The organism is Paenibacillus sp. FSL H3-0469 (assembly GCF_038051945.1).
Taxonomy (GTDB): Bacteria; Bacillota; Bacilli; order Paenibacillales; family Paenibacillaceae; genus Paenibacillus_AQ.
Genome location: NZ_CP150302.1, coordinates 5,988,838 through 6,015,617 on the forward strand (window position 1 = coordinate 5,988,838; position 26,780 = coordinate 6,015,617).

27 protein-coding genes and 3 tRNA genes are annotated in these 26,780 nt (G+C 51.3%); 27 read left to right on the top strand and 3 right to left on the bottom strand.

Annotation, left to right across the window (positions count from 1 at the left end; genetic code table 11):
* Positions 1-8: 8 nt before the first annotated feature.
* Complete coding sequence (locus NSS83_RS26195; RefSeq protein ID WP_341346831.1) at positions 9-833, bottom strand: CPBP family intramembrane glutamic endopeptidase; 825 nt, start codon at positions 831-833, stop codon at positions 9-11.
* Between the two features lie 548 nt (positions 834-1,381).
* Here NSS83_RS26195 and NSS83_RS26200 point away from each other — a divergent pair.
* The 15 genes from NSS83_RS26200 to NSS83_RS26270 all read left to right on the top strand — a co-directional run bounded on the left by NSS83_RS26200 (position 1,382) and on the right by NSS83_RS26270 (position 15,815).
* Positions 1,382-2,287: a branched-chain amino acid ABC transporter permease gene (locus tag NSS83_RS26200; RefSeq protein ID WP_341187287.1), complete on the top strand. Its 906-nt coding sequence runs from the start codon at positions 1,382-1,384 to the stop codon at positions 2,285-2,287.
* 12 nt (positions 2,288-2,299) lie between these two features.
* Entirely contained in the window at positions 2,300-3,268 is a 969-nt protein-coding gene (locus NSS83_RS26205) for a branched-chain amino acid ABC transporter permease (protein ID WP_341187288.1), read from the top strand.
* The gene (locus NSS83_RS26210) at positions 3,237-4,019 is read left to right on the top strand and encodes an ABC transporter ATP-binding protein (protein ID WP_341019197.1); all 783 of its coding nucleotides are present in this window, start codon (positions 3,237-3,239) and stop codon (positions 4,017-4,019) included. Before NSS83_RS26205 ends, NSS83_RS26210 begins: the two co-directional genes overlap by 32 nt.
* Positions 4,020-4,023: 4 nt before the next feature.
* A complete protein-coding gene (locus NSS83_RS26215; RefSeq protein WP_341019198.1) occupies positions 4,024-4,725 on the top strand; it encodes an ABC transporter ATP-binding protein in 702 nt (233 codons plus the stop codon).
* A 78-nt stretch (positions 4,726-4,803) separates the two neighbouring features.
* A complete protein-coding gene (locus NSS83_RS26220; protein ID WP_340756286.1) occupies positions 4,804-6,000 on the top strand; it encodes an ABC transporter substrate-binding protein in 1,197 nt (398 codons plus the stop codon).
* 241 nt (positions 6,001-6,241) lie between these two features.
* Positions 6,242-7,378 carry an alanine dehydrogenase gene (gene ald / locus NSS83_RS26225; protein WP_341187290.1) on the top strand — a complete coding sequence of 379 codons (1,137 nt, stop codon included), beginning with the start codon at positions 6,242-6,244 and terminating at the stop codon, positions 7,376-7,378.
* Between the two features lie 169 nt (positions 7,379-7,547).
* Positions 7,548-7,622: transfer RNA gene (locus NSS83_RS26230), tRNA-Glu, on the top strand.
* A gap of 4 nt (positions 7,623-7,626) precedes the next feature.
* Positions 7,627-7,709 (top strand) — tRNA-Leu (locus NSS83_RS26235).
* Positions 7,710-7,893: 184 nt separating this feature from the next.
* Positions 7,894-8,787, top strand: a complete 894-nt coding sequence (locus NSS83_RS26240; protein ID WP_341346832.1) for a polysaccharide deacetylase family protein — start codon at positions 7,894-7,896, stop codon at positions 8,785-8,787.
* 106 nt (positions 8,788-8,893) lie between these two features.
* Positions 8,894-9,166 carry a hypothetical protein gene (locus NSS83_RS26245; protein WP_341187292.1) on the top strand — a complete coding sequence of 91 codons (273 nt, stop codon included), beginning with the start codon at positions 8,894-8,896 and terminating at the stop codon, positions 9,164-9,166.
* Between the two features lie 139 nt (positions 9,167-9,305).
* On the top strand, positions 9,306-10,850 hold the full coding sequence (locus NSS83_RS26250; protein WP_341187293.1) for a response regulator: 1,545 nt from the start codon (positions 9,306-9,308) through the stop codon (positions 10,848-10,850).
* A gap of 2 nt (positions 10,851-10,852) precedes the next feature.
* Positions 10,853-12,583 carry a histidine kinase gene (locus tag NSS83_RS26255; protein ID WP_341346833.1) on the top strand — a complete coding sequence of 577 codons (1,731 nt, stop codon included), beginning with the start codon at positions 10,853-10,855 and terminating at the stop codon, positions 12,581-12,583.
* Between the two features lie 144 nt (positions 12,584-12,727).
* A complete protein-coding gene (locus tag NSS83_RS26260; RefSeq protein ID WP_341187296.1) occupies positions 12,728-14,074 on the top strand; it encodes an extracellular solute-binding protein in 1,347 nt (448 codons plus the stop codon).
* Positions 14,074-15,006 carry a sugar ABC transporter permease gene (locus NSS83_RS26265; RefSeq protein WP_341346834.1) on the top strand — a complete coding sequence of 311 codons (933 nt, stop codon included), beginning with the start codon at positions 14,074-14,076 and terminating at the stop codon, positions 15,004-15,006. Before NSS83_RS26260 ends, NSS83_RS26265 begins: the two co-directional genes overlap by 1 nt.
* A complete protein-coding gene (locus NSS83_RS26270; RefSeq protein WP_341187298.1) occupies positions 15,003-15,815 on the top strand; it encodes a carbohydrate ABC transporter permease in 813 nt (270 codons plus the stop codon). Before NSS83_RS26265 ends, NSS83_RS26270 begins: the two co-directional genes overlap by 4 nt.
* A gap of 219 nt (positions 15,816-16,034) precedes the next feature.
* Here NSS83_RS26270 and NSS83_RS26275 read toward each other — a convergent pair whose 3' ends face one another.
* The gene (locus NSS83_RS26275; protein WP_036697411.1) at positions 16,035-16,232 is read right to left on the bottom strand and encodes a hypothetical protein; all 198 of its coding nucleotides are present in this window, start codon (positions 16,230-16,232) and stop codon (positions 16,035-16,037) included.
* Positions 16,233-16,378: 146 nt separating this feature from the next.
* Between NSS83_RS26275 and NSS83_RS26280 the strand changes: the two genes are divergently transcribed.
* Both NSS83_RS26280 and NSS83_RS26285 read left to right on the top strand, forming a co-directional pair.
* Entirely contained in the window at positions 16,379-16,744 is a 366-nt protein-coding gene (locus tag NSS83_RS26280; RefSeq protein WP_341019215.1) for a helix-turn-helix transcriptional regulator, read from the top strand.
* An 84-nt stretch (positions 16,745-16,828) separates the two neighbouring features.
* Positions 16,829-16,911 (top strand) — tRNA-Leu (locus NSS83_RS26285).
* 119 nt (positions 16,912-17,030) lie between these two features.
* Here NSS83_RS26285 and NSS83_RS26290 read toward each other — a convergent pair.
* On the bottom strand, positions 17,031-17,510 hold the full coding sequence (locus NSS83_RS26290) for a glutathione peroxidase (RefSeq protein WP_341187299.1): 480 nt from the start codon (positions 17,508-17,510) through the stop codon (positions 17,031-17,033).
* A gap of 185 nt (positions 17,511-17,695) precedes the next feature.
* On the opposite strand from NSS83_RS26290, the gene NSS83_RS26295 reads away from it, so the two are divergent.
* The 10 genes from NSS83_RS26295 (at position 17,696) to NSS83_RS26340 (ending at position 26,778) form a co-directional block, all read left to right on the top strand.
* Positions 17,696-18,115 (top strand): organic hydroperoxide resistance protein, encoded by a 420-nt coding sequence (locus NSS83_RS26295; protein ID WP_076082511.1) that lies wholly within the window; start codon positions 17,696-17,698, stop codon positions 18,113-18,115.
* 279 nt (positions 18,116-18,394) lie between these two features.
* Positions 18,395-18,673, top strand: a complete 279-nt coding sequence (locus NSS83_RS26300; protein WP_036727511.1) for a hypothetical protein — start codon at positions 18,395-18,397, stop codon at positions 18,671-18,673.
* A 126-nt stretch (positions 18,674-18,799) separates the two neighbouring features.
* Positions 18,800-19,198, top strand: coding sequence for a thiol-disulfide oxidoreductase DCC family protein (locus NSS83_RS26305; protein WP_341348770.1), 399 nt, complete (start codon positions 18,800-18,802; stop codon positions 19,196-19,198).
* Positions 19,199-19,393: 195 nt separating this feature from the next.
* Positions 19,394-20,554 carry a hypothetical protein gene (locus tag NSS83_RS26310; RefSeq protein WP_341346835.1) on the top strand — a complete coding sequence of 387 codons (1,161 nt, stop codon included), beginning with the start codon at positions 19,394-19,396 and terminating at the stop codon, positions 20,552-20,554.
* The gene (locus NSS83_RS26315) at positions 20,551-21,822 is read left to right on the top strand and encodes a CpaF family protein (RefSeq protein WP_341346836.1); all 1,272 of its coding nucleotides are present in this window, start codon (positions 20,551-20,553) and stop codon (positions 21,820-21,822) included. Before NSS83_RS26310 ends, NSS83_RS26315 begins: the two co-directional genes overlap by 4 nt.
* 53 nt (positions 21,823-21,875) lie before the next feature.
* Positions 21,876-22,676, top strand: a complete 801-nt coding sequence (locus tag NSS83_RS26320; RefSeq protein ID WP_341346837.1) for a type II secretion system F family protein — start codon at positions 21,876-21,878, stop codon at positions 22,674-22,676.
* Between the two features lie 18 nt (positions 22,677-22,694).
* Entirely contained in the window at positions 22,695-23,567 is an 873-nt protein-coding gene (locus tag NSS83_RS26325) for a type II secretion system F family protein (RefSeq protein ID WP_341346838.1), read from the top strand.
* A 13-nt stretch (positions 23,568-23,580) separates the two neighbouring features.
* Positions 23,581-23,769: a Flp1 family type IVb pilin gene (locus tag NSS83_RS26330; protein WP_036696953.1), complete on the top strand. Its 189-nt coding sequence runs from the start codon at positions 23,581-23,583 to the stop codon at positions 23,767-23,769.
* Complete coding sequence (locus NSS83_RS26335; protein WP_341346839.1) at positions 23,766-24,431, top strand: TadE family protein; 666 nt, start codon at positions 23,766-23,768, stop codon at positions 24,429-24,431. The genes NSS83_RS26330 and NSS83_RS26335 overlap by 4 nt, the downstream gene beginning before the upstream one ends.
* A gap of 64 nt (positions 24,432-24,495) precedes the next feature.
* Entirely contained in the window at positions 24,496-26,778 is a 2,283-nt protein-coding gene (locus NSS83_RS26340) for a hypothetical protein (RefSeq protein WP_341346840.1), read from the top strand.
* The last annotated feature ends 2 nt before the right edge of the window (positions 26,779-26,780 follow it).

Genomic DNA, 26,780 nt, shown 5'->3' on the forward strand with positions numbered 1-26,780 from the left:
ATTGCCATTTACAATCTGACATCTAGCGTAGATCTTCTGTAGAAGAACCACGCTGCAATCACGAGCGTAGCAGCCACCAGTATCCCGGACTCGCCTGTCCAGAGAAATGCATTCTTCCCGCTGGTGTAACGGTCGAAAGCATCCTGAATGATAGCATTCCACGAGGCATGGAGCAGAACGGAAGGCCATATGCTCCCAGTGCTTAAGCGCAATAGACTAATAATGATGTTGAATGAGCTGATGGTTACCATGAACAATACGATCGATAAGGCCAGAGAAGGGCCGGAATAGTAGCTGCCGATTAGAATCGCGGGGATATGCCACATGCCCCAGATCAGCCCGCTCATGAGAATAGGCTTCGGGACGCGGGCCCCAATAAGCCGGGTCAGCATGTAGCCTCTCCAGCCTAACTCTTCTCCGGCACTGCTGATGATTCCCATCGCGGTTCCGACGGACATTTGAATCAGGATTGCCCAGACCAGCGAACCGATAACGTTGCCATTGTGTCCGGTATACTCCGCCAGTCCTGTGATCCAGACAGTCCCGTAGGCCAACAGACCAACCGCCACCGGCAATAACAAGATGAATGGAATCGCCCTGAGCGTGCGCCGTCCCCCGGACCTCAGGGAGATATCCGCGAAGCCCTCACGCCGCAGGATACGGGTGAGTATGGAGGAGATCCCGGGCGCCCACATCAGCAGCAAGCCGTACACAGGCGTTACAGTAAGGGCCAATATGTAGCTTATAACCGTAAGGGGTATAAGAATCAGGAAGAATACTAGCAACCCTCTCCTGGCAGATTGGACGGTCTCCTCTTTTTCGATGGTGCTCATTTCAATTTCACTCCTTTGGATGTGTGTAATGCTTGGTAGAGTATAGCAACGAACGGGAAAGTGAGGAACAACCCGGAGCCCAGCAGCCCGCCCGGACCTTGGCCCAGGTATCGATGAGACTGTAGATGTAGGGGGGGCTTTTATACGCATAATCTTGAACTCTGCTACCGCACATTGCTGGTTCAATCCGTTACCCCTTTAATTAATTGAAGGAATGATGCTGTAAAGAGACAAATGTTATATTAATTACGCAGAAAAAAAGTATTGTATAAGAAAAGGAAACAACTTCTAAAACGTTCCTGCTTGAAAATCCTCTGTTTTTCTCCTGTTTTCTGCGCATTTTTCGAAAACCTATATTATCCTACCGAATCCTACATATATCATGTTATGTAATATAACACCAACTATTGAATTTTGTATTAATTCCCACAATTATTAGTGACGATTCTCTGACCTTGTGTTAATATAAATGACATCATAATCCAAGAAAAGAGAAACAGCACAGAGAAAGGGGTATACAAGATGAATATGGGGAGAAGGGGATGGCGATGGAGTATTTCATTCAGCAACTAATAAACGGGATATCCGTAGGCAGCATTTACGCTCTGATCGCCCTTGGTTACACAATGGTGTATGGTATCATCAAGCTGATTAATTTTGCGCATGGCGATGTATTTATGGTAGGGTCGTTCATCGGTCTGTACAGTGCCAAATACCTGGCGAATGCCGGATTGCCGCCGATCGTTGTACTGCTCTTGTCGCTGATCATCTCGATGACCATCAGTGCATTGCTCGGTATCAGCATTGAACGTCTGGCGTATAAGCCGCTTCGTAAGTCCACTCGAATTGCAGCGCTGATTACAGCGATCGGCGTATCCTTCCTGCTCGAATATACCGGAGTCTTGATCCTCGGGCCGCAGGCCAAGGGCTTCCCGGATATTATGGATAAGAAGCAGTATCATCTCTTCGGGTCTTCTATCCAGGTCGAATCCAATCAGATCATGATTCTGCTAACAACGATAATTCTTATGCTAGTGCTGCAATATATCGTCAGGTACACCCGAACGGGCAAAGCCATGCGGGCCGTATCCTTCGATGTGGAAGCGGCGCGGCTGATGGGTATCAACGTAGACCGCACCATTTCAGCCACTTTCGCGATCGGTTCAGCGCTTGCCGCTGCCGCAGGCGTGATTTTCGGAATGACGTACAATTCGGTTGATCCTCTTATGGGTGTCATGCCCGGGCTTAAGGCTTTTGTCGCGGCAGTGCTTGGAGGGATTGGAAGTATTCCGGGTGCGCTTGTCGGCGGATTGCTGCTGGGAACGGTGGAGACAGAGATTTCTTCGCTCGGGTTCTCCTCTTGGCGTGACGGTGTAGCTTTTGCGGTACTGATTCTAATCCTTATCTTCAAACCATCCGGACTGTTCGGCAAGAATGTCCGGGAGAAAGTGTAGGGGGAAGCTGCCGTGACAAAGATAAATAAAAAGTTCTGGCTGGGCCTACTTGTCGCCCTTGCGTTCTATGGAATCGTAAAAGTTCTTTTAACAACGGGAGTTCTTAGTGATGTGAATCAGTCTATGCTGCTTCTCATCGGGGTTAATATCATGCTGGCCGTGTCGCTGAATCTGATTACCGGGATTACCGGGCAGTTCTCCATTGGCCATGCCGGGTTCATGTCGGTGGGTGCGTATACCTCGGCGATTCTTACCCTTGACTACAATGTGCCGTTCATTCCTGCGATTCTTGCGGGTGGGCTGCTGGCTGCGGTATTCGGTGTATTGATCGGGATGCCTACACTCCGGCTTAACGGGGACTATCTCGCTATTGCCACGCTGGGGTTCGGTGAGATTATCCGCATTATTATGCTGAATACGGAATATGTCGGCGGAGCTTCAGGGCTCAGCGGTATTCCGGCCAAAACGACCTGGACCATGCTCTTCTTCTTCACTCTGATCTCAGTTGTACTGATTAATAACTTCATTAGATCTACTCACGGCCGGGCCTGTATTGCGATCCGCGAGAATGAGATTGCCGCGGAGGCGATGGGGATTAATACGACACGTTACAAAATCATCGCCTTCACCATCGGTGCGCTGTTTGCCGGAATGGCGGGCGGCCTGTCGGCCCATACGTTCTATGTCATTACGCCGGGCAGCTTCAACTTCCTGAAGTCTTTTGAAATCATCGTCATGGTGGTTCTCGGGGGGCTGGGCAGTACGGCGGGCTCTATCGTGGGTGCGGTGTTCGTTACCCTGCTGTATACCTACTTACGTGAATTCCCGGAATGGCGCATGATTATCTACTCGATAGTGCTCATTCTGATGATGATCTTCCGTCCAAGCGGCCTGCTTGGCGTAAGCAAATTCTCACTAGGCAAGTTCGGTAAAAAGGAGGCGAAGGCAAATGACGCAATCAAGAGCAGCGGTACTCCTTGATGTGAAAGCGGCCAGCCGGGCCTTCGGCGGACTGAAGGCGGTCAGCGAGGTATCTCTTCATATTGATAAAGGCGAGCTGATCGGCCTGATCGGGCCCAACGGTGCAGGTAAAACCACACTATTCAACCTGTTGACCGGAGTGTACCCGCCATCGTCGGGCAGCATTCTTTTGAATAATGAGTCTATCGGCGGGATGAAGCCCTACAAGATCAATCATAAAGGCGCTGCGCGTACGTTCCAGAACATCCGCCTGTTTACGGCTATGACGGTGCTCGAGAACGTCAAGATTGCCTTCCATCAGCATGCGAAGCACTCGTTGTTCTCTTCGATGCTACGTCTGCCGAAGCATTTCCAGGGCGAAGAGGAGATTACCCGGAAGGCGATGGATATTCTCTCCATCTTCAATCTGGCTGATCAGAGTGAAGAGGTAGCGAGCAACCTGAGCTATGGGAATCAGCGGCGTCTGGAGATTGCCCGGGCGCTTGCGGCCGGACCCAAGCTGCTGCTGCTCGATGAGCCGGCAGCCGGGATGAACCCGAATGAGACGCGTGACCTGATGAACCTGATCGCCTGGATCCGGGAGGAGTTCGACCTGACCATTCTGCTGATCGAGCATGATATGTCACTGGTAATGGGAGTCTGCAGCCGCATCTACGTGCTGGACCGCGGAATCCTGATCGCTGACGGCACGCCGGCGGAGATCCGCAACAATCCGAAGGTCATCGAAGCGTATTTGGGACAGGAGGCGTAGCGCCATGCTTACAGTACAAGGGATTAATGTATATTACGGAGCGATTCATGCCTTGAAGGATCTCAGCATCACCGTGAAGCAGGGGGAAATTGTGACGCTAATCGGTGCCAACGGCGCCGGCAAGTCAACGCTGCTGAAGACGCTCTCGGGGCTGCTGAAGCCGAAGACAGGAAGTATTGAATTCCTGGGTAAATCGATAACGAATCAAAGTGTACAGGCGATTGTCAAAGAAGGGCTGATCCATTGTCCCGAAGGACGGCGCGTATTCGCTAATATGTCGGTCGAGGAGAATCTCGAATTGGGCGCTTACCTGCAGGATGGAAGCAGTCTGGCTGCGGACTTCGAGAAGGTATACAACACCTTCCCGCGATTGCTTGAGCGCAAGAAGCAGCAGGCGGGAACCTTATCCGGCGGGGAGCAGCAGATGCTGGCGATGGGCCGGGCGATTATGGGCCACCCGAAGCTGCTGCTGCTGGATGAACCGTCGATGGGGCTGGCGCCGCTGCTGGTCCAGGATATTTTCAAGATTATCAAGGAAGTCAATGATGCCGGAACCACTGTATTGCTGGTCGAGCAGAATGCGCACCAGGCACTTAAAATCGCTGACCGCGCTTATGTCCTGGAGACAGGCCGGGTAGTGCTTGAAGGGGATGCCAAGGAATTGGCCGACTCCGATGAGATCAAAATGGCTTATCTCGGGCACTAAGCAGGGGGTATCCATCCTATTAGCAGCATCACAGATACAACATATATAAACTAAATAATCAGGAGGCTGGGAGAAACTATGAAGAAAATTGGGGCCATTATCTTGTCAACCGTATTGACTGCGGTATTAGCATCCGGCTGCGGCAACAACACAGAGAACAGCGGTAACTCTGCAAGCGGCGGCAACACGGCCGGAGGCACCATCAAGATCGGGGCTGACCTTGAGCTCACAGGCGGTCAGGCTTCTTTCGGCGACTCCGCATCCAAGGGCGCGAAGCTGGCGGTTGACGAGATCAACGCCAAAGGCGGTATACTCGGCAAGCAGCTGGAGCTGGTAGTTGCAGACAATGCATCGAAGTCTGAAGAAGCTACCCAGGCGGCACAGAAGCTGATCACCAATGACAAGGTCGTGACCATCATCGGCGCATCCACTTCGACCAACACGCTGGGGATCGTTCCGGTAGCTACGGAGAAAAAGATTCCGCTTGTCTCGGTAGGGGCTACCAATCCGAAGGTTACTGTGGATGAGCGCAGCGGGAATGTCAATGAATACGTGTTCCGCGCAGCGTTCATCGATCCGTTCCAGGGGGAGGTAATGGCTAACTTTGCGCTCGATTCCCTGAAGGCTAAGACGGCTGTTATCTATACCGATACTTCGTCCGACTACTCCAAGGGTCTGCAAAAGTTCTTCGAAGAGACCTTCAAGGCTAAAGGCGGCGAGGTGCTGAGCCAGGAGTCTTACCAGCAGAAGGATTCGGACTTTAAAGCAGTTCTGACCCGCATCAAAGCAGCGAACCCGGATGTCATCTACCTGCCTGGTTATTATGAAGAAGTAGGTAAAATTGTGAAGCAGGCCCGTGAAATGGGCATCACCGTTCCGTTCCTGGGCGGCGACGGCTGGGATTCCCCGCAGCTGGCGGAAATCGCCGGTGCCAAAGCGCTGGAGAACACGTTCATGTCCAATCACTACTCGCCTGAAGATACAGCACCTGAAGTAACCAGCTTCGTGGACGCCTACAAAGCGGCTAATGGCGGAGCGGTTCCCGATGGGATGGCGGCCCTGGGCTATGATGCCCTGAAGCTGGTGGCTGATGCGATTACCCGCGCGGGCGAAGCCGATCCGGCCAAGATCACCGAAGCGCTGGCAGCGACTAAGGATCTGCAGCTCGCTACCGGCAAAATCACCCTGAACGACAAGCATGACCCGGTCAAAGCGGCGGTTGTGCTGAAATTTGTTGACGGGAAGCAAACCTTTGAGACCAAGGTTAATCCTTAAGGAGCGAAATTGCATATACTAAGGTGAAGGGAACAGGCCGCCGGTCCGCAGGAGGCCAGGGGGCCTCTTGCCTCACCTTAACCATGAAGAGGAAGGCCCCGAAGGGGAGCCTTTCTTTTCGCATCTCACAAGGATAAAATGTTGACTATACTTACACAACTAAGCAGGTGCTTCCGAAGCGAGTTGTGCCGGTGAGATATCAAGGAAGGCTATGCTAACACAACTTTGAGGGGGAATCGGCATGATTATTGGCGTACCCGCAGAAATCAAGAATAACGAGAACCGCGTCGCCATCACCCCGGCCGGGGTGGAAGCGCTCCGGAAGGCAGGTCATGAAGTCTACATCCAAGCTTCAGCCGGAGCAGGCAGCGGCATGGGTGACAAGGAATACTCAGATAAAGGTGCAGTGATTCTGGATACGGCTGCTGAGGTCTGGAGCAAGGCAGAGATGATCATCAAGGTGAAGGAGCCGCTGCCGGAGGAGTACGGTTATTTCCGCAAAGGGTTGATTCTCTTCACCTATCTGCATCTGGCACCTGAAGCGGAGTTGACCCAGGCACTGGTGGAGAGCGGTGTGACCGCCGTGGGCTATGAGACCATTCAGCTTGAAGACGGCTCGTTGCCGCTGCTGATTCCAATGAGTGAGGTCGCCGGACGGATGGCGGTGCAGATCGGTGCCGGGCTGCTGGAGAAGCCGCATGGCGGCAAAGGTGTTCTGCTCGGCGGGGTACCCGGTGTTCAGCCGGGTGAGGTCGTCATTGTCGGCGGCGGAATTGTCGGCACCAATGCGGCCAAGATAGCGCTGGGCATGGGGGCGCGCGTCACCATACTGGATCTGAATGCGGGCCGTCTGCGCGCGTTGGATGATATTTTTGGCGGACGGCTGGTGACCGTGATGTCGGATTCCTATCATCTGGAGCAGGCTGTGCGCCGGGCGGATCTGCTGATCGGAGCGGTGCTGATTCCTGGTGCCCGTGCGCCGAAGCTGGTTAAAGAGTATATGGTGAAGCAGATGGAAGAGGGCTCTGTCATCGTGGATGTTGCAATTGATCAGGGCGGGTCGATCGAGACCATAGACCGGATCACCACACATGAGAACCCGACGTATGTGAAGCATGGCGTAGTCCACTACGCCGTAGCCAACATGCCTGGAGCGGTCGCACGGACCTCGACCCTGGCGCTGACCAACGTAACGATCCCCTACGCGCTCCAGATCGCCAATCTGGGCATTCATGCGGCTGCGGCGAAAAACGCGGCGCTTGCGCGCGGCCTGAATGTGGTAGCCGGACAGGTGACCAATGCTGCGGTGGCCGGGAGCCTGGGGTATGAATATGCGGATGGAATCGCAGCGCTGGCGGCGGTTGGCGAGGGGCAGTGAGCGGCAGAATTAGCTGAGTTGTCCTGCGGGAAGGCAGGGCAGGATTCGGGGAGAATCAGGGGCAAATCGCCTGTATTCTCCCGATTTTTTTGTTAGAAATAATGCTTGTCAAATCGGACAAGGTTTGATATACTCATTTTTGTTGTGACAAACACAATAATGCTAATATGGCTCGTTGGTCAAGGGGTTAAGACACCTCCCTTTCACGGAGGTAACATGGGTTCGAATCCCATACGAGTCACCAATATGCGGTAGTGGTGGAATGGCAGACACGCTATCTTGAGGGGGTAGTGGGTGTATACCCGTGGAGGTTCGAGTCCTCTCTACCGCATATCATTCAAATGAGCAAAAATCCTTGGTAGTTCAAGGGTTTTTGCTTTTTTTGCGAAAAATATTGTTTGACTATTTTAATTTTATTTTTCTGAAACAGTAGAGATACGCACATTATAATGTGTTTTGTATCTCTACTGTTTTTCTTTTTTGATTGCAAAAACCTTATTAAGGTGGAGATCTTTATGATAAGCAAATTAGGTTTTTCTTCAGATGACCGTTTGTTAATAATTAATGCTGATGATTTCGGAATAACTAAGGGAACTAATGAAGCGATTGTTAGTTTATTTGAACAACAAGCTATAACCTCAACATCTATAATGTTTCCCTGTCCAGCAGCACGGGAAGCCCTTGAATTAAGTAATCAAAACATTCTAGATAATATCGGGATTCATCTTACCTTAACAAGCGGTGAGCATCATTCATATCGTCCAGTATTTCAAGAAAGACCCTTGCGAAGTTTAATCAATGGGGATGGCAACTTCCATAATGATATTTCGTACTTAGAGATAAATGCTGATGATGAAGAAGTTAGAATTGAATTAGAGGCTCAAATACAAAGTGCAACTATGTTAGGAATGGACCCAACTCATCTTGATAGTCATGGCGGTAGTCTTATGGGTTTATATGCGGGCAATGATTTTTTAGAGATAACCTTTGATCTATGCGAGAAATATCGTCTCCCCTTTAACTTACCAACAAGAATAATTGAACAACCATTTTTTAATAACAAGCAAAAAGAAACTTTTCGCATTAGAATTAATTCAGGAAGAAAACGTGGGATCTTGTTTATTGATGATGTAATTTCTTTGCCCTACTGCTGTAAGCCCGTGGAATATGAAGAAATGAAGAGACAGTTGCTCACGCTACTAAAAAATATTAAGCCCGGTATAACACAATTAACTATACATCCATCGAAAATAACTGAAGAATTGAAGTCTGTAACGAGTTGTTATTTTGAGCGTGGGATTGAGTATCTATTACTAATAGATCCTGATATTAAGAAAGTGCTTAAAAAAGAGAAAATTAATTTAGTCTCATGGAAAGAAATACGTGAACTACAAAGAATTCTAACCTGATCACGCTCTAGCTGATGACAAATGAAGAGTGGAGCTCTATCGTATAATCCTATCAATCTTGGAGACAATACTAGTAAAAGCCTTACCTGGGAGGTAGTCTACGGTAATGAATTACTCTGAGATCTATGATCTTCACCTTCAATTGTTAAAAGCTTACTCTGCCCATAACAACGGAGAGTACTCGGCCTATCAAAGGGAAATCGATTATTACACGAATCAGCTGCGTTTTGCGGAGGATATAGTGCAGCGGGTTTTTGTTCTGAACCAGTTAATCAAGATTCATGAGAAAGAACGGGATGACCTGATTAGGTGGTGTTCAGAAGCCTATTTTCATAAAAAATACGATGTGAATGACTCACCGGACGGCATTCTTGGATAATGCCAGCGGTGAGTTTTTTTGTGTGGAAGACCACGCCAATCTGCAAGTCATGAAGGAAGTCATTTCCATTGACAGCCCTTCCAGGTTCCGTTATACCTGCATATATATCAGGATTCGACAGGAACGGGGGATTTCTACAGTGAATTCATTGATTTCGGTCATGCTTGTGGATGATGAGCCGCTTGCACTTGATCATGTCTACCAATCGGTTCCATGGGAGGAAAATGGCTTCCGGGTGGTCGCTCAGGCGACCAGCGGGCGCATGGCATTGCGGAAATTCGAGGAGCTGCGGCCGCAGATTGTCATCACCGATATCTCCATGTCACCTATGGATGGTTTGGAGCTGGGACGGCATGTGGTCCTGCTTGCCCCTAGAACTCGGCTGATCTTTCTGACTGCTTACCGTGACTTTGATTATGCCCGTCAGGCATTGGAGCTGCGCGCAGCCCATTATCTGCTTAAGCATGAGATCAGCCGGGGCCGCCTGCTGGAACCCTTGAAGCTGCTGAAGGAAGGGCTGGCAGCGGAGGCCGCCGAGGAACAAGGGCATGGACATGCGCTCCATATTCTGCTGAAGGATATGCTGGCCGGCAAGTATCAGGCTCCAGCAGGGAATCAGGAATCAAGGCTGCACCGCCTCGTGGCAGACTATTATCAGGGTCAGCCCGGACTGCTGTATTTCGAGCTGGAGGCTGCATTGAGGCTGGACGGCAGCCGGAGTAATGCACGCAGTGGCACGGCCCTCGTATGGAAGAATGTCGAAGAAGAGATCCGCCGTCAGTCAACGGACTTGGAAGAGCTTCAACTTCTGGAGATGGATGAAGGCGGATACATCTTGCTGTTGAAGTTATCCTCTTCCAGCAGTCTGCTGCTCCAGCATTATAACTTGCGGCAGCTCGCGGCCCAAGTTCTGCTCTGCTTAGAGTCATTCTATCGGGGGAACCTTCCCAGAGTGATAATATCCGCAGGTAATGGCGCAGAACTGCCGGATCGCAGATATGCTGCGATGAGGCAGGCCTATGATTATTCCGTGTTTTTGCCGCCCGGTGCTGTATTTCTGCTGGAGCAAGCCGCTTCTCCCAGAGAAGCTACCAGTATAGCCTTAGAGACCAGACAATATCTTCTATCCCCCGAACCCTATCTGTTGGAACGGCTGAAGACAGGTCTGGACCATATCGCCGCTCAGGCTTATTTGGGAGATTTGCGCGCCGTCATGGAGGAGATCAAGGGTGCAAGCCGCAAGGACGGAAGCATCAGCCCTGATCAAGTACTGGGTACAGACGCGAGGCAAGTAGTTAACAGCTTGTACCGGATGCTTGAAGAATGCTTGCAGCAGCGGCAGAGCCAGAAGCAATATTCCCGCTGGGTCAACAAGGCGATGGAGTATGTTGCCGGGAATTACGCCGATCCCGATCTGTCCCTGGAGACGGTTGCGGGCCATCTGCAGATCAGCAGCATCCATCTTCGGACAACCTTCAAGCGGGAGACGGGCCAGTCCCTGCTCGACTACACGACGGAATATCGGATCGGGCTGGCCAAGAAGCTCCTGCAGACCGGTGAATACAAGATCTACGAGGTATCGGAGAAAGTAGGGTACAAAACCAGCCAATACTTCAGTCAGGTCTTCAAAAAAAATACGGGTATACAGCCCAAGGATTTCCTGCAGCAGAGGGGCAGCGAATAGTCATGCGAAAAATTAAGAATAAAATTCTCGGCAGCGTTATTCTGATCGTTACGCTGTCTGTAACGGCCATCAGTGCACTGGCGTACGAGCAGTTCTCTTCGATTCTTGAAGCACAGGCCCTCCGTGAAGATACCATCCATCTGGAGCAGACCACGAATCAGATGAACCACCTGATTGACGATGTGCAGAAATATGCCGCCAATATGGTCAACGATGAGCTGCTTCAGCGGTTCGCTGCAAGATTGAACTACTCCTCTACGTATGATGAGCTAAGCGCATACAGAGATGTCGTCGTCCAGTTGACTAAATTCAATGTACTGCGTGACTACCTTGAGAGCTCGGCCATCGTCCGCTCGGACGGCAAGATTTTCTGGTCCTCGCTGTATATCGACCCTTATTTTGAACGGCTGCTGCAAGAGGATTGGTATCAGGAAGCGCTGAAGAGCGATGCTAAAAGCGGGTTCACAGCTCCCCATATTATTCTCGACCCCGACAGCAAAAAAATCGTCAGCTTCTTTATCCGTTTCGATCCCCAGTATGGCGGAGTGCTGCTATTAAATATTGATTACACTGCTTTTGAGAGTCTATTCCAGTACTTGGGCCAGTCCTTCGACCAGGTAGCCTGGATCGGCCCGGGGCAATCATTGCTCTACCAGCAAGGCGCCGCTACAGAGCTGCCTGCCCCTACGCTGAGCGCAGACAGCCCGGACATTCAAGTCGTTAAGCATGACAAGGGCTATTATCTGGCCAGCGCTTTTGAGAAATCGGACTGGTCAGTCTCCACGTTCACCTCCAACGAACGGTTCTATGAATGGGTGGGTTATATTGTCCGCTACTGGGCCATCTTCCTCGCCTTGTGTCTGGCGCTCTGCTTCCTGTTGTTCCTCCCCATCATCTCGAATATTATGCGTCCGATCCTGCAGATGACCAAAGCGATGAAGCAGGTGTCTATGGGCAACTATAATGTTCAGCTCTCGTTCCGCAGCAATGATGAGCTGTCTGTGCTGAAGAATGGTTTTGAGACGATGCTTGGTGATATTGAGCGGCAGATGAGCGAAAGGGTGGAGCAGGAGCGCTGGAAACGTAAAATGACGGCAGAGCTGTTATTCGCCCAGATCAATCCCCATTTTATCTACAATACTCTGAATACGGTTGTGTATCTGGCCCGCAAAAAGAATTACACGGCTATTGAAGAAATGGTTGAATCCTTCATTGGCATTCTTCATGATGCTGTCAATATCGGCGATACCAGTCTGTATATCACGGTGGAGCAGGAGATGAACATTATCAATCACTTCGTAACCATTCAGAAATACCGGTATGCAGACCGGTTCGAGGTAATCTGGAGCGTAGAAGATGAAGCGAAGGGAGACTATATTCCGAAAAGCCTGATTCAGCCGCTGGTGGAAAATGCTATTTTTCATGGGTTTTCAGAGAAAGAGACTGTGGGCCGTATAGAGATCATTATCCGCAAGCGCAGCGGAAGGCTGCTGGTCTCGGTCAGAGATGACGGCTGCGGCATGAGCCAGGAGAAAGCCCGGTCTATTATGAAGGGAACGCTGCCGCCCGCGCGTCTCCCTTCAGGGGCGATGAAACAGATTGGACTATGGAATATCAGGGAACGAATTGAGTATTTGTACGGGCAGGAAGGCCGCCTGGTTATCCGTTCAAGTGAGCAGGGGGGCACCAAAGTATCTGTTCTCCTGCCCGTCCGGCAGCAATCGTCCGAGTGAAAAGCACTATCATTATTTATACAAAATCATCAGATCGTCTAATTGTTGGGTGATCCCTTCAAGCTTATAGTTCTACTATACAGACGGACGGAAGACATTACAGCAACCGCCCGCTGTCACAACAGATGCAAGGGGGATCTTAATTTGCACAATCTGCTCAGTAAAAAAACATCGGTTATAGCGCTTTTTCTAACGTTATGCTTCACCTTGGTGCTGGCCGGCTGCGGCAACGGAAGCAACAATACTTCGGGAGACTCGAGCAGTACAAATAGTACGGATCAGTCAATTGATCCTGCGAACGTTTCCGGTAAACTAACCGTATGGGGCTGGGACAAGGCCTGGTTCGAAGGCACCGGAGTGAAGTTCAACGAGAAGTTCCCGAATATCAAGCTGGAGTTCGTTGAAGTCTCGGCTGGGGATTATCTGAAAAAAATCCAGACCTCCATCGCTGCCGGCTCCGGTCTGCCGGATATTATCTGGGGAGAGGCGGCCTTCCGCGGCGCTCTGTATGAGCTTAACGTACTGCAAAGCTTGTCCGAAGAGCCCTACAAATTCGACACCTCCAATCTGCTTGACTTCGAGCTTCCGCTGCTGACGAACAGCAAGGGAGAGCTTGTCGGTCTGGAGCAATCGGGTTCGCCTGGAGCACTGGCTTACAAGCGTGATCTGGCTAAACAATACCTCGGTACCGATGATCCGGATGCATTGACCGCCATGTTTACTGACTGGGATGCCTTTATTGCCAAGGGCAAGGAAGTCTATGAGAAAAGCGGCGGCAAGACCTTCATGCTGGGAAGCCTGATGGATGCGTATACCATCCTCTCCAACCAGGGTACAACCGCAGTTGTAGACGGAACCAAGGTGAATACCCAAGAGCTGCTAAGGATATTCACTCAGCTGCAGTCCATCCGCGACAATAACACAGAGGGCAAGCTGGCGATGTGGTCCCCAACCTGGAATGCTTCGTACTCGCAAGACAACGTGATTTTTTATCCGGCAGCGAACTGGTCTCCAGAATTCGTAATTAAGCCTAACGACAAAGCCAGTAATGGCCGCTGGGGTCTGATGGTGCCTCCGGAAGGCGGATATCCATACGGCGGTACTACTATCGGTATTTGGAAGGACAGCAAGAATAAAGCGGCGGCCTGGACCTATCTCAACTGGCTGTTAGGCACGGACGAAGGCGCTGAAGCCAACTTCGCTGTCTCTGATTACATTTTGCCGTTGAAATCCTTCTTCAAGGATACCTCCAAGCTGTCATCCGGGGCGGATGAATATTTCGGCGGACAGGATCTAGGGAAGTTCTGGGTAGAGAAAGTATTCCCGAACATGAAGTCCAAAGCGGTGACAAAATACGATCAGGATATTTACAGCTCGTCGGAGCTGGTGCTGCAGGTCATGGCACAGGATAACAGCTTCGATGCCAAGCAGGCGCTGGATAAGTGGGAAGAGCAGCTGAAGAAGAACCACCCAGAGCTGACATTTGAATAATGATGCAGAAATCAAATGGAATCAGCAGTAAAAACAAATGGCCGTACCTGTTCATTACCCCTTATTTCTTGTCCTATGCCGTACTGAGCTTGTTCCCAATTCTCTTCACTTTATATATCAGTCTTACGGATTGGGATTTGTACGGCAACCGGAATTTCATTGGACTGGGCAATTACACACAGCTGTTTTTTCATGACGCCTTCTTCTGGAAATCTCTGCTCAATGTCATTATTTTCATGGCGGTATACCTTCCGGCTCTTGTCCTGATGGGCATGCTGGTAGCCAGCCTCATCGAGAGCAAGCTGATCCGCCGCAAAACCTTTTTCCGGCTCAGCGTATTCAGTGCCTATATGACAACACCGGTCGCAGTCGGGATTATCTTCTCCCTGTTGTTCGACTGGCAGGGCGGGTTCTTCAATAATATGCTGATGGAGCTGGGCCTCATTCAGGAGAAGATCAACTGGCTGGGCTCGGTCAGTTCCTCCCGCTGGGTAGTCATTCTGATGGTATTCTGGAAAAACCTCGGGTATTTCGTGATGTTCTACACGGCGGGAATGGCCAGTATCGATACTTCCATCTACGAGGCGGCAGTGATTGACGGTGCATCCTCCAAAGATGTGTTTACGCGCATCACCATTCCGCTGCTGAAGCCGATCAACCTGTTCCTGATCATTACCTCTATTATTAGCGGCTTGCAGCTGGTGGAAGAACCGATGCTGCTGTTCAGCGGCTGGTCTTCGGGCTCCAGTATGGTAGGAGGGCCTGATGGCTCTACCTTCACACCAATCTGGTATATGTTCGACGCTTCCTTCAACGGCAGTGCGTTCAAGTACGGTAAAGGGGCGGCTATAGCTTACGGCACTTTCCTGTTCATCGCCCTGTTCTCGGTGGTTGGCATGAAATGGATCAACAGGGACGGTGAAGACAAATGAGAGCGAAGAAGTTCTTTACCGTATTGCTGCTTAGCCTGATCGCTATCGCGTTTCTCTTCCCGTTCTATATGATGATTGTGATGGGAACTTATTATTCTGAGGACTTGTTCAAGCAGCTACCGATTCTGCCCAGCGGATATCTGCTGGAGAATCTGAAGACGATCATGTCTGCCAGCTTCCTGCGAAATTACTGGAACAGCTTCTATGTTGCTGTATTGTTCACACTGGTGACGGTCGGGGTCGCCTCGATTACCGGGTTTGCTTTTGCCAAATATGAATTTAAGGGTAAAAATGCACTGTATGGCTTCATTCTTCTGACGATGATGATCCCCGGTCACCTGGGTCTGATTGCATATGTGATGGAGATGAAATGGTTCCACCTGAATAACACTCATGCGCCGCTGATTCTGGCCGGTCTAAATAATGCCTTCGGCGTATTTTTCATGACCCAGTTCATCCGCTCTTCTGTCCCGACAGAGGTCATTGAGAGCGCAAGAATCGACGGCTCTTCGGAACCGGGTATTCTCACCAGAATTGTTATTCCTTTTCTAATGCCTGCGATCAGTACCCTGGGGCTAATCTCCTTCCTTGGGTCCTGGAATGGTTATCTGCTGCCGCTGGTGACGATCAACAAGCCCGAGCTGTACACATTGCCGCTGGGAATTGCTAATCTGTCTACCGTCTTCCGCACGAATTATTCAGCCAGTATTCTGGGGCTTACGCTGGGTACACTGCCGTTGATTATTCTCTTCCTGTTCGGCTCGAAGACCCTGGTCAGAGGACTTACAGGCGGAGCGGTCAAAGGTTGAACATAATGAATAGGTAATCAACCCAGAAATGACAGGAAAGAAACCTCTCTTGTGGTGAAATGGATTACGCTCAGCCATTTCACAGGAGAGGTTTCTTTGTGCATGAATAGAGTGGGCGGGAAAAGAAGGATTTTGCCAGGACTAGATGGAATAAGAGTAGCTACAAGAAGAATAATCCTAAGATTGCTCACTTAGGGAGAACTACTGCTCCAACTGGAATTAAGATGGCGGCAGGTTCAACAACTCCGCGACTTGACGGCGGTATCTGTCTGCCTTGCGTGTGCCGTGAATCAGGTTGGACAGCCGATAGGGTGGGATGTCGTGTAATTCACAGAATTTCTTCTGATCCAAGTGCAGTTCTGCCAGACGTTGCTTAATGGCCCAGCCGTAGGCAGTAATAGGGCGTTTGCTGTTCAGATTGCTCACCTCGTATCGACTATCCAGCCGCTATGATATAAAATAGGTAAAGATATAATAATAGTTAATTATATACTTTTTTACGTCATTTTTCAATAAAAAATAACGTTTTTGCGTATTATATTTTTGGAGGAGGCAGTTGGCTGATGCAATCCATCTATGAACGTATTGAATTATTGATTAAACGGCAAGGAATTACAAAGAAATCTTTCTGTGCACAGCTCGGGATCAGCACCGGCAATATGGGAGACTGGAAGCGCGGCAAATCTACACCCGGTACACATAAGTTGATTGAGATTGCTGCATTTTTTCATGTGAGCTTGGATTGGCTGATCCTGGGTAAGCAGCCCCAAACGATTCAGGAAAGCGGCGAGGATTATTTTTTTGGCCAAATGCGGCAATTGAATTGCCAAACCGAAGAGCTGCTGCCGGAGGAAAAGAACTTTATTAAGGAATATCTGGCCTTCACGAAGTACCGCAAGGATCAGGATGCAAGCGGCGAAAAATCTTAAGCCGGCACCTTTACTTTTGAGTGCAACCGATTTATAATATTGAATGTTGGCCTCAAACAATGCATCAACGTTTAGACACACCGCGCGGTAGTGGTGGAATGGCAGACACGCTATCTTGAGGGGGTAGTGGGTGTATACCCGTGGAGGTTCGAGTCCTCTCTACCGCATATTTTTTCATAAAAGCCGAGATCCTTGATGATTCAAGGGTTTCGGCTTTTTTTGAACGCAAAAACACCCTTCGCACGGAGCTAATCCGGGTATGAAGGGTGTTTTTGTTGAACCCGCTCTAGCGCAGCAGCTTCTCGATATCCTCTTCGATCTGATCCGGTGTTGTCTGCGGGGCGAACCGCTTCAGCACACGGCCTTCCTGGTCCACGAGGAACTTGGTGAAGTTCCATTTGATACTCTTCGAGCCGAGTAATCCCGGTGCCTCTTTGGTCAGATACTTGAACAGGGGATGGGCGTCGGCACCTTTGACATTGATTTTCTCGTACATCGGGAAGGATACACCGTAATTGATCTCACAGAACTCGGCAATATCCTCGCTCTCACCCGGCTCCTGTCCGGCAAACTGGTTGCTGGGGAAGCCCAGAACCTCAAAACCGCGGTCTTTGAATTTATCGTACACTTCCTGGAGACCCTTATATTGCGGGGTAAGTCCGCACTTGCTGGCTGTATTCACGACGAGCAGAACCTTGCCTTTATATTTGGAGAGTGATTCTTCCTGGCCCCGCAGGGTGTTGGCTTCAAAATCATGGACATTCATGAATGATTCCTCCCGAACATTGATTTATCACAATTTAATTGTACACTATTCACCGCCGGAAGCAAGTTTTAAAAGGTAACAATCTGCCGGGTCGTTTCAAAAATGTGAGGTTGTTTAAGTTAAGAATAAGTGTTCTTACAAAATTTGTGTTAAAAAGGAGAGAGTTAAAGATGAGTACATTGAAACTGAAACCCCTATATACAGCTACAGCCAAGGTTCGCGGAGGCCGTGAAGGTTCGGTGGAATCGTCCGACGGAGCGCTTAAGCATGATCTCAAAATCCCGAAGGAGCTTGGCGGTCCTGGTGGTGCAGGCACAAATCCGGAGCAGCTGTTCGCGGCAGGCTATGGTGCGTGTTATGAGAGTGCCCTTGCTAATATTGCCCGTAAAGAAGGCGTAAAGCTGCAGGATGTTGAGATTACCTCGAATGTGCTGATCGGCAAGGACGAGAGCGACGGAGGTTTCAAGCTGGCCGTGAAGCTGGATGTGAAGCTGCCGGGCATTGAGCGTTCTGTGGCAGAGGACCTGGCCAAGAAAGCACATGATTTCTGCCCGTACTCCAAGGCGACCCGCGGAAATATCGAGGTTGAACTGAACGTTCTGTAGAGACAGACAGCAATGTTAAATGGAATAGCATGGTTATTTGTAAGACCAGACATTGGATGTCTGGTCTTACATTATGTTGTGCGCAGAGACACGGGTAGGAATGGACAAAGCTGGGAATAATGGCTAAATAGAGTCTGAGAAGGCCGGAAGTGTAGTAAATAGCTTGCAGGAGCCTGTACTTTGGTTGACATCACCCCGGAAATTCTTTAATATGTCTAAGTATCTGTTAATGTCGCGCGTGCTATTAACTACCAAAAATTTAAATAATGGGTGATGAAGATGTCTTACAAACCGAGTATTACGAATGTGACCAAAGCCAGCAGCAATGATAAGGAAGGATTGTATGAGTTCATTATCAAGCTTGCTGACGGAACGGAGTGCCGCGCGTTCTACAACCGGTTTCCGGAATGGAAAATGACGAACATCAGCCGCCTGCTCAAGACTCCTTGTCCGGTATGCCGCAAAGATTTCATCTGCAAATGCATGGAATCCTTCACTGCTGATTTCGAAGAGCAAATGACCGGGGACGAATGGATTAACAAAGCAATTGCTGAATAATTAGACGAACGGACGTTGTAGGCGCGGGAGCTATCCCGCGTTTTTTGTTTTTTTCAAAAGGGGATACGAATGTTACACTATGTTTAAGAGGAAGGGGGTGGCGGTGTGACTGAGGAGCGGAAGGAAATGCAGGGTGAATCTATTGTATTGATTGATGGGGTCTGTCATCTGTGCCAGGGAATTGTCCGGTTCATTATTCCGCGTGATCCCAAGGCGCACTTCAAATTCGCCTCCTTGCAGAGTGAAGCGGCCCGGGAACTGCTTAAGGCAGGCGGTATGCCTGAGCAGCAATTAGACACTGTGGTGCTGATAGAGGACGCCAAGTATTATACGAAATCGGCAGCAGTGCTGCGGATTGCCCGCCGACTCCGGTTCCCGTGGCCCGCTGCATATGTGTTCATCCTGATTCCGGGACCGCTGCGTAACGCGATGTACAAGATTGTGGCCAGGAACCGCTACCGCTGGTTCGGCCGGGATGAGCAGTGTCTGCTGCCGACACCGGATATGAAGCGCAGATTTCTGTAGGCCGGAAGAGGGATTCTGAGGGATTCTCTCAAATAGTGGTGAAAAAGCTATTGCTGACTTCTTATATATATGCTACTATAGCAGTAAATTACAGGAACAGTAACGGAAGCACCGTTCAATGACCGTATTCACGGTTATTGGCGGTGCTTTTTTGCTGTTCTTTTTCTTATGTATTCAAGATAGGAGGAGAATTTCATGACGGCAAGAATCGTGCTTGCAGTCCGGGAGAGCCAGTATATTGAACCGCTGCTTCATTATCTGCACCACAGTGAGTATGGGGAGATGCTGCGGATTACGGCTTTCAGCAAATTGGACGCTTTTATGGAATTTATGACAGGTGACGAGCTGCCGGATGCGGTTGCCGCTGACCCGTCTTTCATTGAAGCCTGGCTGGTGGAAGGGAGAAGTACCGTTCCCTGGGCTGTCTTAAGTGAAGGCGGAGAATGGCCGAATGGCCCGGACTTGGCGGGGGGAAGGTATATTGCCAAGTATCAGGCATTGCCGTCGCTGCTGGAAGCGATTCTCCAGCTGAGTGATCTGAAGCGGGTTCGGACGGCTGCTCTGCCTAAGGAAGCAACGCTGCTGCTCGGCGTCGTCTCGGCCAGCGGCGGCAGCGGCAAAACCACGGTAGCGTTGAACATGGCGAAGCAGCTTGGAGCGGTTGGCCTGTCCGTATTCTATCTGAATCTGGAGAGTGTGGACAGCAGCAGCTTCATTCTGCGGATGCCGGGCAGCCATGTTCCCGGTCTGGAGCGGCTCTTATATGAGCTTAAGGCCGGAGGATCAGAGAATAAGGGAGGAAGAGGGCAGCCGAAATGGAGCGATTATGCGTTCAGACATGAGAGTCTGCGGTGTGATGCTTTCCGGCCGGTGGAGAATTTCAAGGAGATGCTCCAGATGTCCCGGCAGGACACAATGGATCTACTGGAGGGGCTGGCCGGAGCCGGAAGCTATGATGTGGTTATTGTAGACACCGGTGCTATTGAGGAGGAACGGGCTCAGGCTGTGCTGAACAGGTGCGGCATTCTGCTGTGGGTGCTGAAGAATGACCAGGCCAGTATCCGTAAGACGGAACGCTGGCTCGATTATATTGCCAGTCCGCACTCCGGCATGCAGCCGGAGCTGGTGGACAGGAGCCGATTTGTCATGAACGGCTGTACCGGAGCGGAGAATGAAGGGGCGCTATCCGCAGCACTCCGGCTGGATGCGGTACTTCCGTATATTCCTTCCTGGGGGTTACAACATTACGGAGAACTCTGCCTGAGCTCTCCTCAATTCATCGATGGTATTGAGCAGCTCTCCAGAGCTATAGTAGAGCCTGAATTACCCGGGGTGTTCACCGGGATTCCTGTATGAATGAAGAGATGTTCCGCGTCCTGCGCAGCGACATCCGGGCAGGACTGGATGTTACCTCGGTCATCGGGAATGATGAGCTGGCTGCATATATCGAACGGATCATTCTGGAGCGGGAGCAATTACGCCTCCTGACTGCCCAGGAGAAGCATGAACTGGTGAAGAAGCTGTTTGATTCCTTCCGGGGACTGGATATTCTCCAGCCGCTGGTGGATAATCCGGCGATCACCGAGATTATGATCAACAGCCATGAGGAGATCTTTATTGAGGAAGAGGGCATGATCCGCAGGCTGCCGCTGGCTTTTGAATCGGGGAGCAGGCTGGAGGATATCATTCAGATTATCGTCTCCGGCGTCAACCGTGTGGTCAATGAATCCTCGCCGATTGTGGATGCGCGGCTGGAGGACGGTTCGCGTGTCAATATCGTTTTGCCGCCTGCCGCGCTGAAGGGACCAGCTATGACCATCCGCAAATTCCCGGAGACACCGATGACGATGGAGGAACTGGTTAGGCGTGAAGCACTCTCGGAGGAAGCGGCCGGGCTGCTGCAGATTCTGGTTGCTGCCAAATACAATATTTTTATCAGCGGCGGTACCGGCTCGGGCAAAACAACCTTTCTGAATGCTCTGTCGCAGTTCATCCCGCCGCAGGAGCGCGTCATTACGGTGGAGGATTCGGCAGAGCTACAAATTGTCACCGTTCCGAATCTGGTCTCTCTGGAGACCCGGAATGCCAATACGGAGGGGCGGGGGGAGATCACGATCCGTGACCTGATCCACACCTCGCTGCGGATGCGGCCGAACCGTATTGTTGTCGGCGAGGTGCGGGGAGCTGAATGTCTGGATATGCTGCAGGCGATGAACACGGGCCATGACGGGAGCTTGTCAACGGGCCATTCGAACAGTGCGCTGGACATGCTCAGCCGCCTGGAGACCATGGTGCTCAGTGCTGCTGATCTGCCGGTAACCGTCGTTCGTCAGCAGATCAGCTCAGCAATCGATATATTCGTGCATCTGTCGCGGTTGCGTGACCGTTCACGCCGGGTGATGGAGATCAGTGAGGTTGCTGGAATCCGCAATGGTGAAGTTATCCTGAATCCTCTATATGAGTTTCGGGAATCGGGCGAACAGGATGGCAGGGTGCAAGGGAGGCTTGAGGTCAGCGGCAACCCGCTTCTGCATGCGGACAAGCTGCGGATGGCCGGAATCCATGATTATCCGTTACAGCAATATGAGGGGGTAAGCGCTGCGAAGGAGGTGAATGTACCCTGAATATTGTGAAAAAGCGGGATCGGCAGCCCCCCATAGGCAAGAGAATAGGGTTCATGAAGAGGACACCGCCCGTGCTGCCGGCTGGCGCAACTGCAGCGGGAGAGCAGGTGCTGCTGCCGGATTATACCGTATACGAGCTGAACTCCCTGCAAAGATTGCTGGTCATTCTGGGTGCCGGAGCTCTGTTGTTCGGCATTGGTTACCTGTTCTATCACCGGCTGCTCCTGGCGGTACTGCTTGTCCCCGGAGGCGCCTATGGGCCGAAGCTGCTGCGTGAATATCTGCTGCAACGCCGCCGGGCTGCGCTGAATCTGCAATTCAAGCAAATGCTGTTCTCGCTCTCTTCGTCACTCTCGGCCGGACGTTCGGTGGAGAACGCCTTCCGTGAGGCAGTGCAGGATCTGCGGATGCTTGACCCGGAGGGCGCAAGTGACATGATCTCCGAGCTGAATATCATCTGCGCCCGTATGGAGAACGGGGAACCGATTGAAGATGCGCTGTATGAATTCAGCAAAAGAGCAGGAATGGAGGATGTGGAGCGCTTCGCAGATGTGTTCATGGTCTGCAAGCGTACAGGCGGGGATCTGGTCGAGATCGTACGCCGCACATCCTCCATCATCGGCGAGAAGCTGGATATCCAGCAGGATATAGCAGTCAGTATAGCCCAGAAGAAATTCGAGGCGAAGGCGCTGCTGGTCTCTCCGCTGATGATGGTGATGTTCATGAGTCTGAGTGCCGGAGACTATATGCAGCCTATGTATACTGGTGCAGGAATAGCAGTGTCGACACTGGCACTGATTGCACTGTTCCTCTGTTACCTCTGGACTAATAAGATCATGGATATTCCGCTGTGAAGGAGGGGGAGTGAAGGGATGTCATTGATCTGCGGTGCCATTCTGCTCCTGCTCGCAGCGGGCTGGCTCATTCTGAGGATGAGATGCGGCAGCCGTTATGCTGCACTACGGGAGCTGCCCATGGAAGGTCTGCGGCTGCGGCGGCTGGGTGAGCCTCTATTATTACTGTTAGAGCAAGGCAGAATCGCCAGTTATCTCCCCTCTGTGATGTTCAGGATACAACGTTCGCTGCAGCGGATCTATGGTATGCGCTACAGTGCAGAACGGACCTTGCTGTTCATGGGGGAGATGCTTAGCTACAGCTGGCTGCTTGCCGCAGGCGGAAGTGCGCTGACCATGCTTACGGGAGAACAGACGGGAATAATCCTTGGCGGGCTCTTGGCAGTTGCACTCCCGGTGGCGATGGTTAGCGATCTGCACAAAAAGGTACGTATACGGGAGCAGAATATTATGCTGGAGCTTCCTGAGCTGCTGAACAGTATTGTTCTGCTGGTAGGCGCGGGTGAGACGGTTCAGCGGGCGATTGTCCGCTGTGTGAACAGCCGTCAAGGGGACAGCACCCATCCGCTCTACGCTGAATTAATGAAGATGACGGCTGAATGGGACGGCGGTTACTCCTTCCAGCAGGCGTTCGAGAACTTCAGCAAGCGCTGTGCCGTGCAGGAGGTCTCCATCTTCACAACTACAGTGCTGCTTAATTACCGCAGAGGCGGGGCTGACTTTGTTCTGTCGCTGCGGGATCTGTCACGGATGCTCTGGGAGAAGCGGAAGGCAATCAGCCGCACACGCGGCGAACAGGCATCGTCGAAGCTGGTTTTTCCGATGGTGGTAATCTTCCTGATTGTGATTGTGCTGGTGGGAACACCGGCGATTATGATGTTAAAAATGTAGGAGGTAGAGGCGTATGTTAACACAGATGGCTGAAGGAGCAAAAAGCTTTTGGAAAGATGAGGAGGGGCTGGGGACGCTGGAGATGATTCTGATCATCGCTGTACTGATTGCGGTCGTTCTGGTATTCCGTGAGGAGATTGTGAAGGTGGTGAAGGATCTGATCGGCACGGCCGGAGATAAGAGTCAGGAAGTCTTTGAGTGATTCCGCTGCGGGAGGATGACGGGAGCTTCACTATCGAGGCTTCACTTCTGCTGCCGATGCTTATGGGGATTACGATGGTGCTGCTGTTTTTCTCCCTTTACAGCTATCAGAAGTCGATGCTGCTGCAGATTGCCTCAGCTACTGCGGAGCGGGCTGCTTATAACTGGGATAATAGTAACCGGGCGGTAAGCGGAGAATTCCAGACCGGCAATGTTGATCCGCTGTACTGGAGAATCGGTGAGGATGGACTGTTAGCTTCGCTATTCGGTTCAGGAGCAGAGAATGGCAGTACGGCCATTACGCTGCCTGGTAATGCTGAAGAAGGAGGGCCCCTGCCGGTAGTGAAGCTGCGCCGTGCATCACAGATGGTGCCAGCCGGATTACAGGGTGAAATTAGCTATGTCTATGGACTCACAGGCCGCAGAATCAGTGCGGAGCTGAAGAAGGTGCTACATCTGCCTGTTCTGGACAATCTGCTGGCCGATAGAGCCACACCTGAGGTGTATGCCCGCTCCTACGTTACGGAGCCAGTTGAATTCATACGAACGGTGGATCTCATGCGTTACTACGGGTCGAAGTTCAAACTGAATTCCTCCGCCGGCAAGGAGGGCAGCGGCATGGAGAAGAAGCATGCAGCCCTGATGCTTGATAAGCTGCAGTGAGGATAGCTCGTGTTGTGTGGCCGTGGCCGGGGTTATTCAACAATAAGGTTAAGGGGAAGTTCGGATGCGTATTTTCAAGCACAGCAGGTTCTTAAGCAAGTATCCCGGCCTGAGCCGCTGCTTGTATCGCGGATCTATATTCAGATGTCTTCGTTCAGTGGAAGGTTCGGTATCGGTCTTTCTTATAATGGTGCTGGCGTTTGTATTTCTTTTTAATGCTGTGCTGATTGATTACGCACGGATTGCGGCGGTGAATGTGCAGGAGGAACGTCTGGCGAGAGCCGCTATACGCTCTGTAATGTCGGCATTTGACATTGAGCTGCGCGAGAACTACGGCTTATTCGCCTTCGGCGGCGGGGACGGCAATCAGCTGCTATCGAAGGTGCTTAATGACAATCTGTACGAGAGCGGACGGGGGGATGCCTTTAACCTGTTGCCTGTGATGGTCGATTCCTCTTCGCTGGACTGGAGCCGCCCTCTGGGCACCTATGAGGTCTTCCGGCGGCAGATTATAGAAGAGATGAAATACAAAGCGCCGGTTGATTTCGCCCTGGAGCTGGCAGGCAAGCTTAAGCCGTTATCGGCGGCCATGACTGAGGCTTCACGGACAACAGAGATACTGGGTGACTTGCAGCCCTTATATGATCAGCGTGAGGAAGCGCTGGATCTTATGCTGCAGAAGCGCAAGGAAGCTGCTGACAGTGCACAGAACCTGCAGAAGCTGCTGATGAATCCTCCGGGTGACAGTATTCCGGCGCGTTCGCTTGCATCCTTGGCCGCAAGCTCCGATATCCCGGCGATGTACGGGGATTATGTCAACAAATACTATGACGATTATTACCGTCCCCCCAAGACATGGCCGAAGTACACGGCAGTGCTATCGCAGTATCAGGTTCAGGTTGTTGAAGTAACAGGCAAGATACCGGCAGTGCTGGCTGACTTCCAGGAGAAAAACAGCCGTCTGCTGGATGAAGCAGAGGCTGCCCTTAAGCAGGTGAATGCGCTGAACCTTCAGATGAAGAGTGTCATTGATCAGGCAGAGGCGAATGCCAGTGCTGCGGGGGGAGATCCTGCCCGCAACTGGGACATTCCGGACACGGCCGGAGAGCTTAGCTCAGAGCCTCTTAAGAAGCTGAGAGCACAGGTGGAAGGTCTTATCCTTCTTCCGGCTGAGCTTAGCGGAATGGGCAACAACATCGGGGTACAGCGAAGTACCGCGCTTCCCTTGGAGCCGCTGGTCTCCGGCTTGCCGGCTATATTAAGTACAGCATCCGGGTTGTATGCCGACTATTCTTTTATGAGTACAGGGGTTCTTAATGCTTCCCGGGCAGTTCACGGCTATATAAGCAGTTACGGGCAAGACGGTTCTGTTATAAAGCAGGAAGCGGAACAGATTGAGAACCGCCGCACTGCTGACAGCCAGCGTAAGCAGATAGAAGGGCAGGCGAAGAAGAAGCTTGGCGATGCCATGAAGCTGCTGGATCAGATCCGCGCGCTGGGAAGCAGCGCTCAGGAAGCGATGGAGCAGTATGGTAGTCTGCGTCAATACTACCAGCAGAATGTCGCCTTTAACGAAGCTCTGGAGAAGGAACCGGGGGCTGCTGTGAGTACTGACGATCAATATGCTGCGGGCAAGTCGTCCATGAAAGATATGGATGGAATCTATGCAGCTATGGGCAGTGTGCTGGCAGGAGCCAGAGACCGGCTGTACCAGACGGAGTACTCTGCGATGTATTTCCGGCATTTCGATCTGTCAGCGCTGACCGCGCTGGCCTCCGGGTCCGCAGAAGGATTCGGTGGGCAGCTTGGAGAGCAGCTGAAGCCGCAGGCGCAAGAGCTGGAATATATTTTGTACGGATTCTATAATCCTGCAGGCAATGTGGCAGCCGTTTATGGCGAGATCTTTGCTCTGCGGCTGGCTGTGCGAACGATGGAAGGCCTGATTGAGAAAGCCGGTATGGGGAATCCGCTTGTCGTCCTGGCTGCTGCACTGTTGTACGGTATTGAGCAGGCTATCCAGGATATGATACAGCTCTGTACCAAAGGAGAGATTCCCTTATCCAAATATATGACCGCACAGCTCAGCTATCGTGACTATCTCCGGCTGTTCCTCCTGTTGCATGGGGGAGGGGAAGAAGAGTTGTCCCGGATGCTTGCGCTGATCCGCCTGAATACCGGTATCAATCCGGTAGAGAAATATACATATGCCTCCGCCCGGATCACGATGGGCATGCAGCTCTGGTTTCTGCCAGGTGTAGTGAAGCTGGTGAATTACAGTGCCGGGCTGTCAGGAGATGTACGGGGCAAAGTTTATTTCAGACAAGCAGTAGCTGACTTTTCTTACTAAAG

Bases quoted from the DNA above. Each gene is read 5' to 3' on its own strand.
- NSS83_RS26195 (WP_341346831.1), bottom strand. From the start codon at position 833: ATGAGCACCATCGAAAAAGAGGAGACCGTCCAATCTGCCAGGAGAGGG.
- NSS83_RS26200 (WP_341187287.1), top strand. From the start codon at position 1,382: ATGGAGTATTTCATTCAGCAACTAATAAACGGGATATCCGTAGGCAGC.
- NSS83_RS26210 (WP_341019197.1), top strand. From the start codon at position 3,237: ATGACGCAATCAAGAGCAGCGGTACTCCTTGATGTGAAAGCGGCCAGC.
- NSS83_RS26215 (WP_341019198.1), top strand. From the start codon at position 4,024: ATGCTTACAGTACAAGGGATTAATGTATATTACGGAGCGATTCATGCC.
- NSS83_RS26220 (WP_340756286.1), top strand. From the start codon at position 4,804: ATGAAGAAAATTGGGGCCATTATCTTGTCAACCGTATTGACTGCGGTA.
- ald (WP_341187290.1), top strand. From the start codon at position 6,242: ATGATTATTGGCGTACCCGCAGAAATCAAGAATAACGAGAACCGCGTC.
- NSS83_RS26240 (WP_341346832.1), top strand. From the start codon at position 7,894: ATGATAAGCAAATTAGGTTTTTCTTCAGATGACCGTTTGTTAATAATT.
- NSS83_RS26245 (WP_341187292.1), top strand. From the start codon at position 8,894: ATGAATTACTCTGAGATCTATGATCTTCACCTTCAATTGTTAAAAGCT.
- NSS83_RS26255 (WP_341346833.1), top strand. From the start codon at position 10,853: ATGCGAAAAATTAAGAATAAAATTCTCGGCAGCGTTATTCTGATCGTT.
- NSS83_RS26265 (WP_341346834.1), top strand. From the start codon at position 14,074: ATGATGCAGAAATCAAATGGAATCAGCAGTAAAAACAAATGGCCGTAC.
- NSS83_RS26270 (WP_341187298.1), top strand. From the start codon at position 15,003: ATGAGAGCGAAGAAGTTCTTTACCGTATTGCTGCTTAGCCTGATCGCT.
- NSS83_RS26280 (WP_341019215.1), top strand. From the start codon at position 16,379: ATGCAATCCATCTATGAACGTATTGAATTATTGATTAAACGGCAAGGA.
- NSS83_RS26290 (WP_341187299.1), bottom strand. From the start codon at position 17,510: ATGAATGTCCATGATTTTGAAGCCAACACCCTGCGGGGCCAGGAAGAA.
- NSS83_RS26300 (WP_036727511.1), top strand. From the start codon at position 18,395: ATGTCTTACAAACCGAGTATTACGAATGTGACCAAAGCCAGCAGCAAT.
- NSS83_RS26305 (WP_341348770.1), top strand. From the start codon at position 18,800: ATGCAGGGTGAATCTATTGTATTGATTGATGGGGTCTGTCATCTGTGC.
- NSS83_RS26310 (WP_341346835.1), top strand. From the start codon at position 19,394: ATGACGGCAAGAATCGTGCTTGCAGTCCGGGAGAGCCAGTATATTGAA.
- NSS83_RS26315 (WP_341346836.1), top strand. From the start codon at position 20,551: ATGAATGAAGAGATGTTCCGCGTCCTGCGCAGCGACATCCGGGCAGGA.
- NSS83_RS26320 (WP_341346837.1), top strand. From the start codon at position 21,876: ATGAAGAGGACACCGCCCGTGCTGCCGGCTGGCGCAACTGCAGCGGGA.
- NSS83_RS26325 (WP_341346838.1), top strand. From the start codon at position 22,695: ATGTCATTGATCTGCGGTGCCATTCTGCTCCTGCTCGCAGCGGGCTGG.
- NSS83_RS26330 (WP_036696953.1), top strand. From the start codon at position 23,581: ATGTTAACACAGATGGCTGAAGGAGCAAAAAGCTTTTGGAAAGATGAG.
- NSS83_RS26340 (WP_341346840.1), top strand. From the start codon at position 24,496: ATGCGTATTTTCAAGCACAGCAGGTTCTTAAGCAAGTATCCCGGCCTG.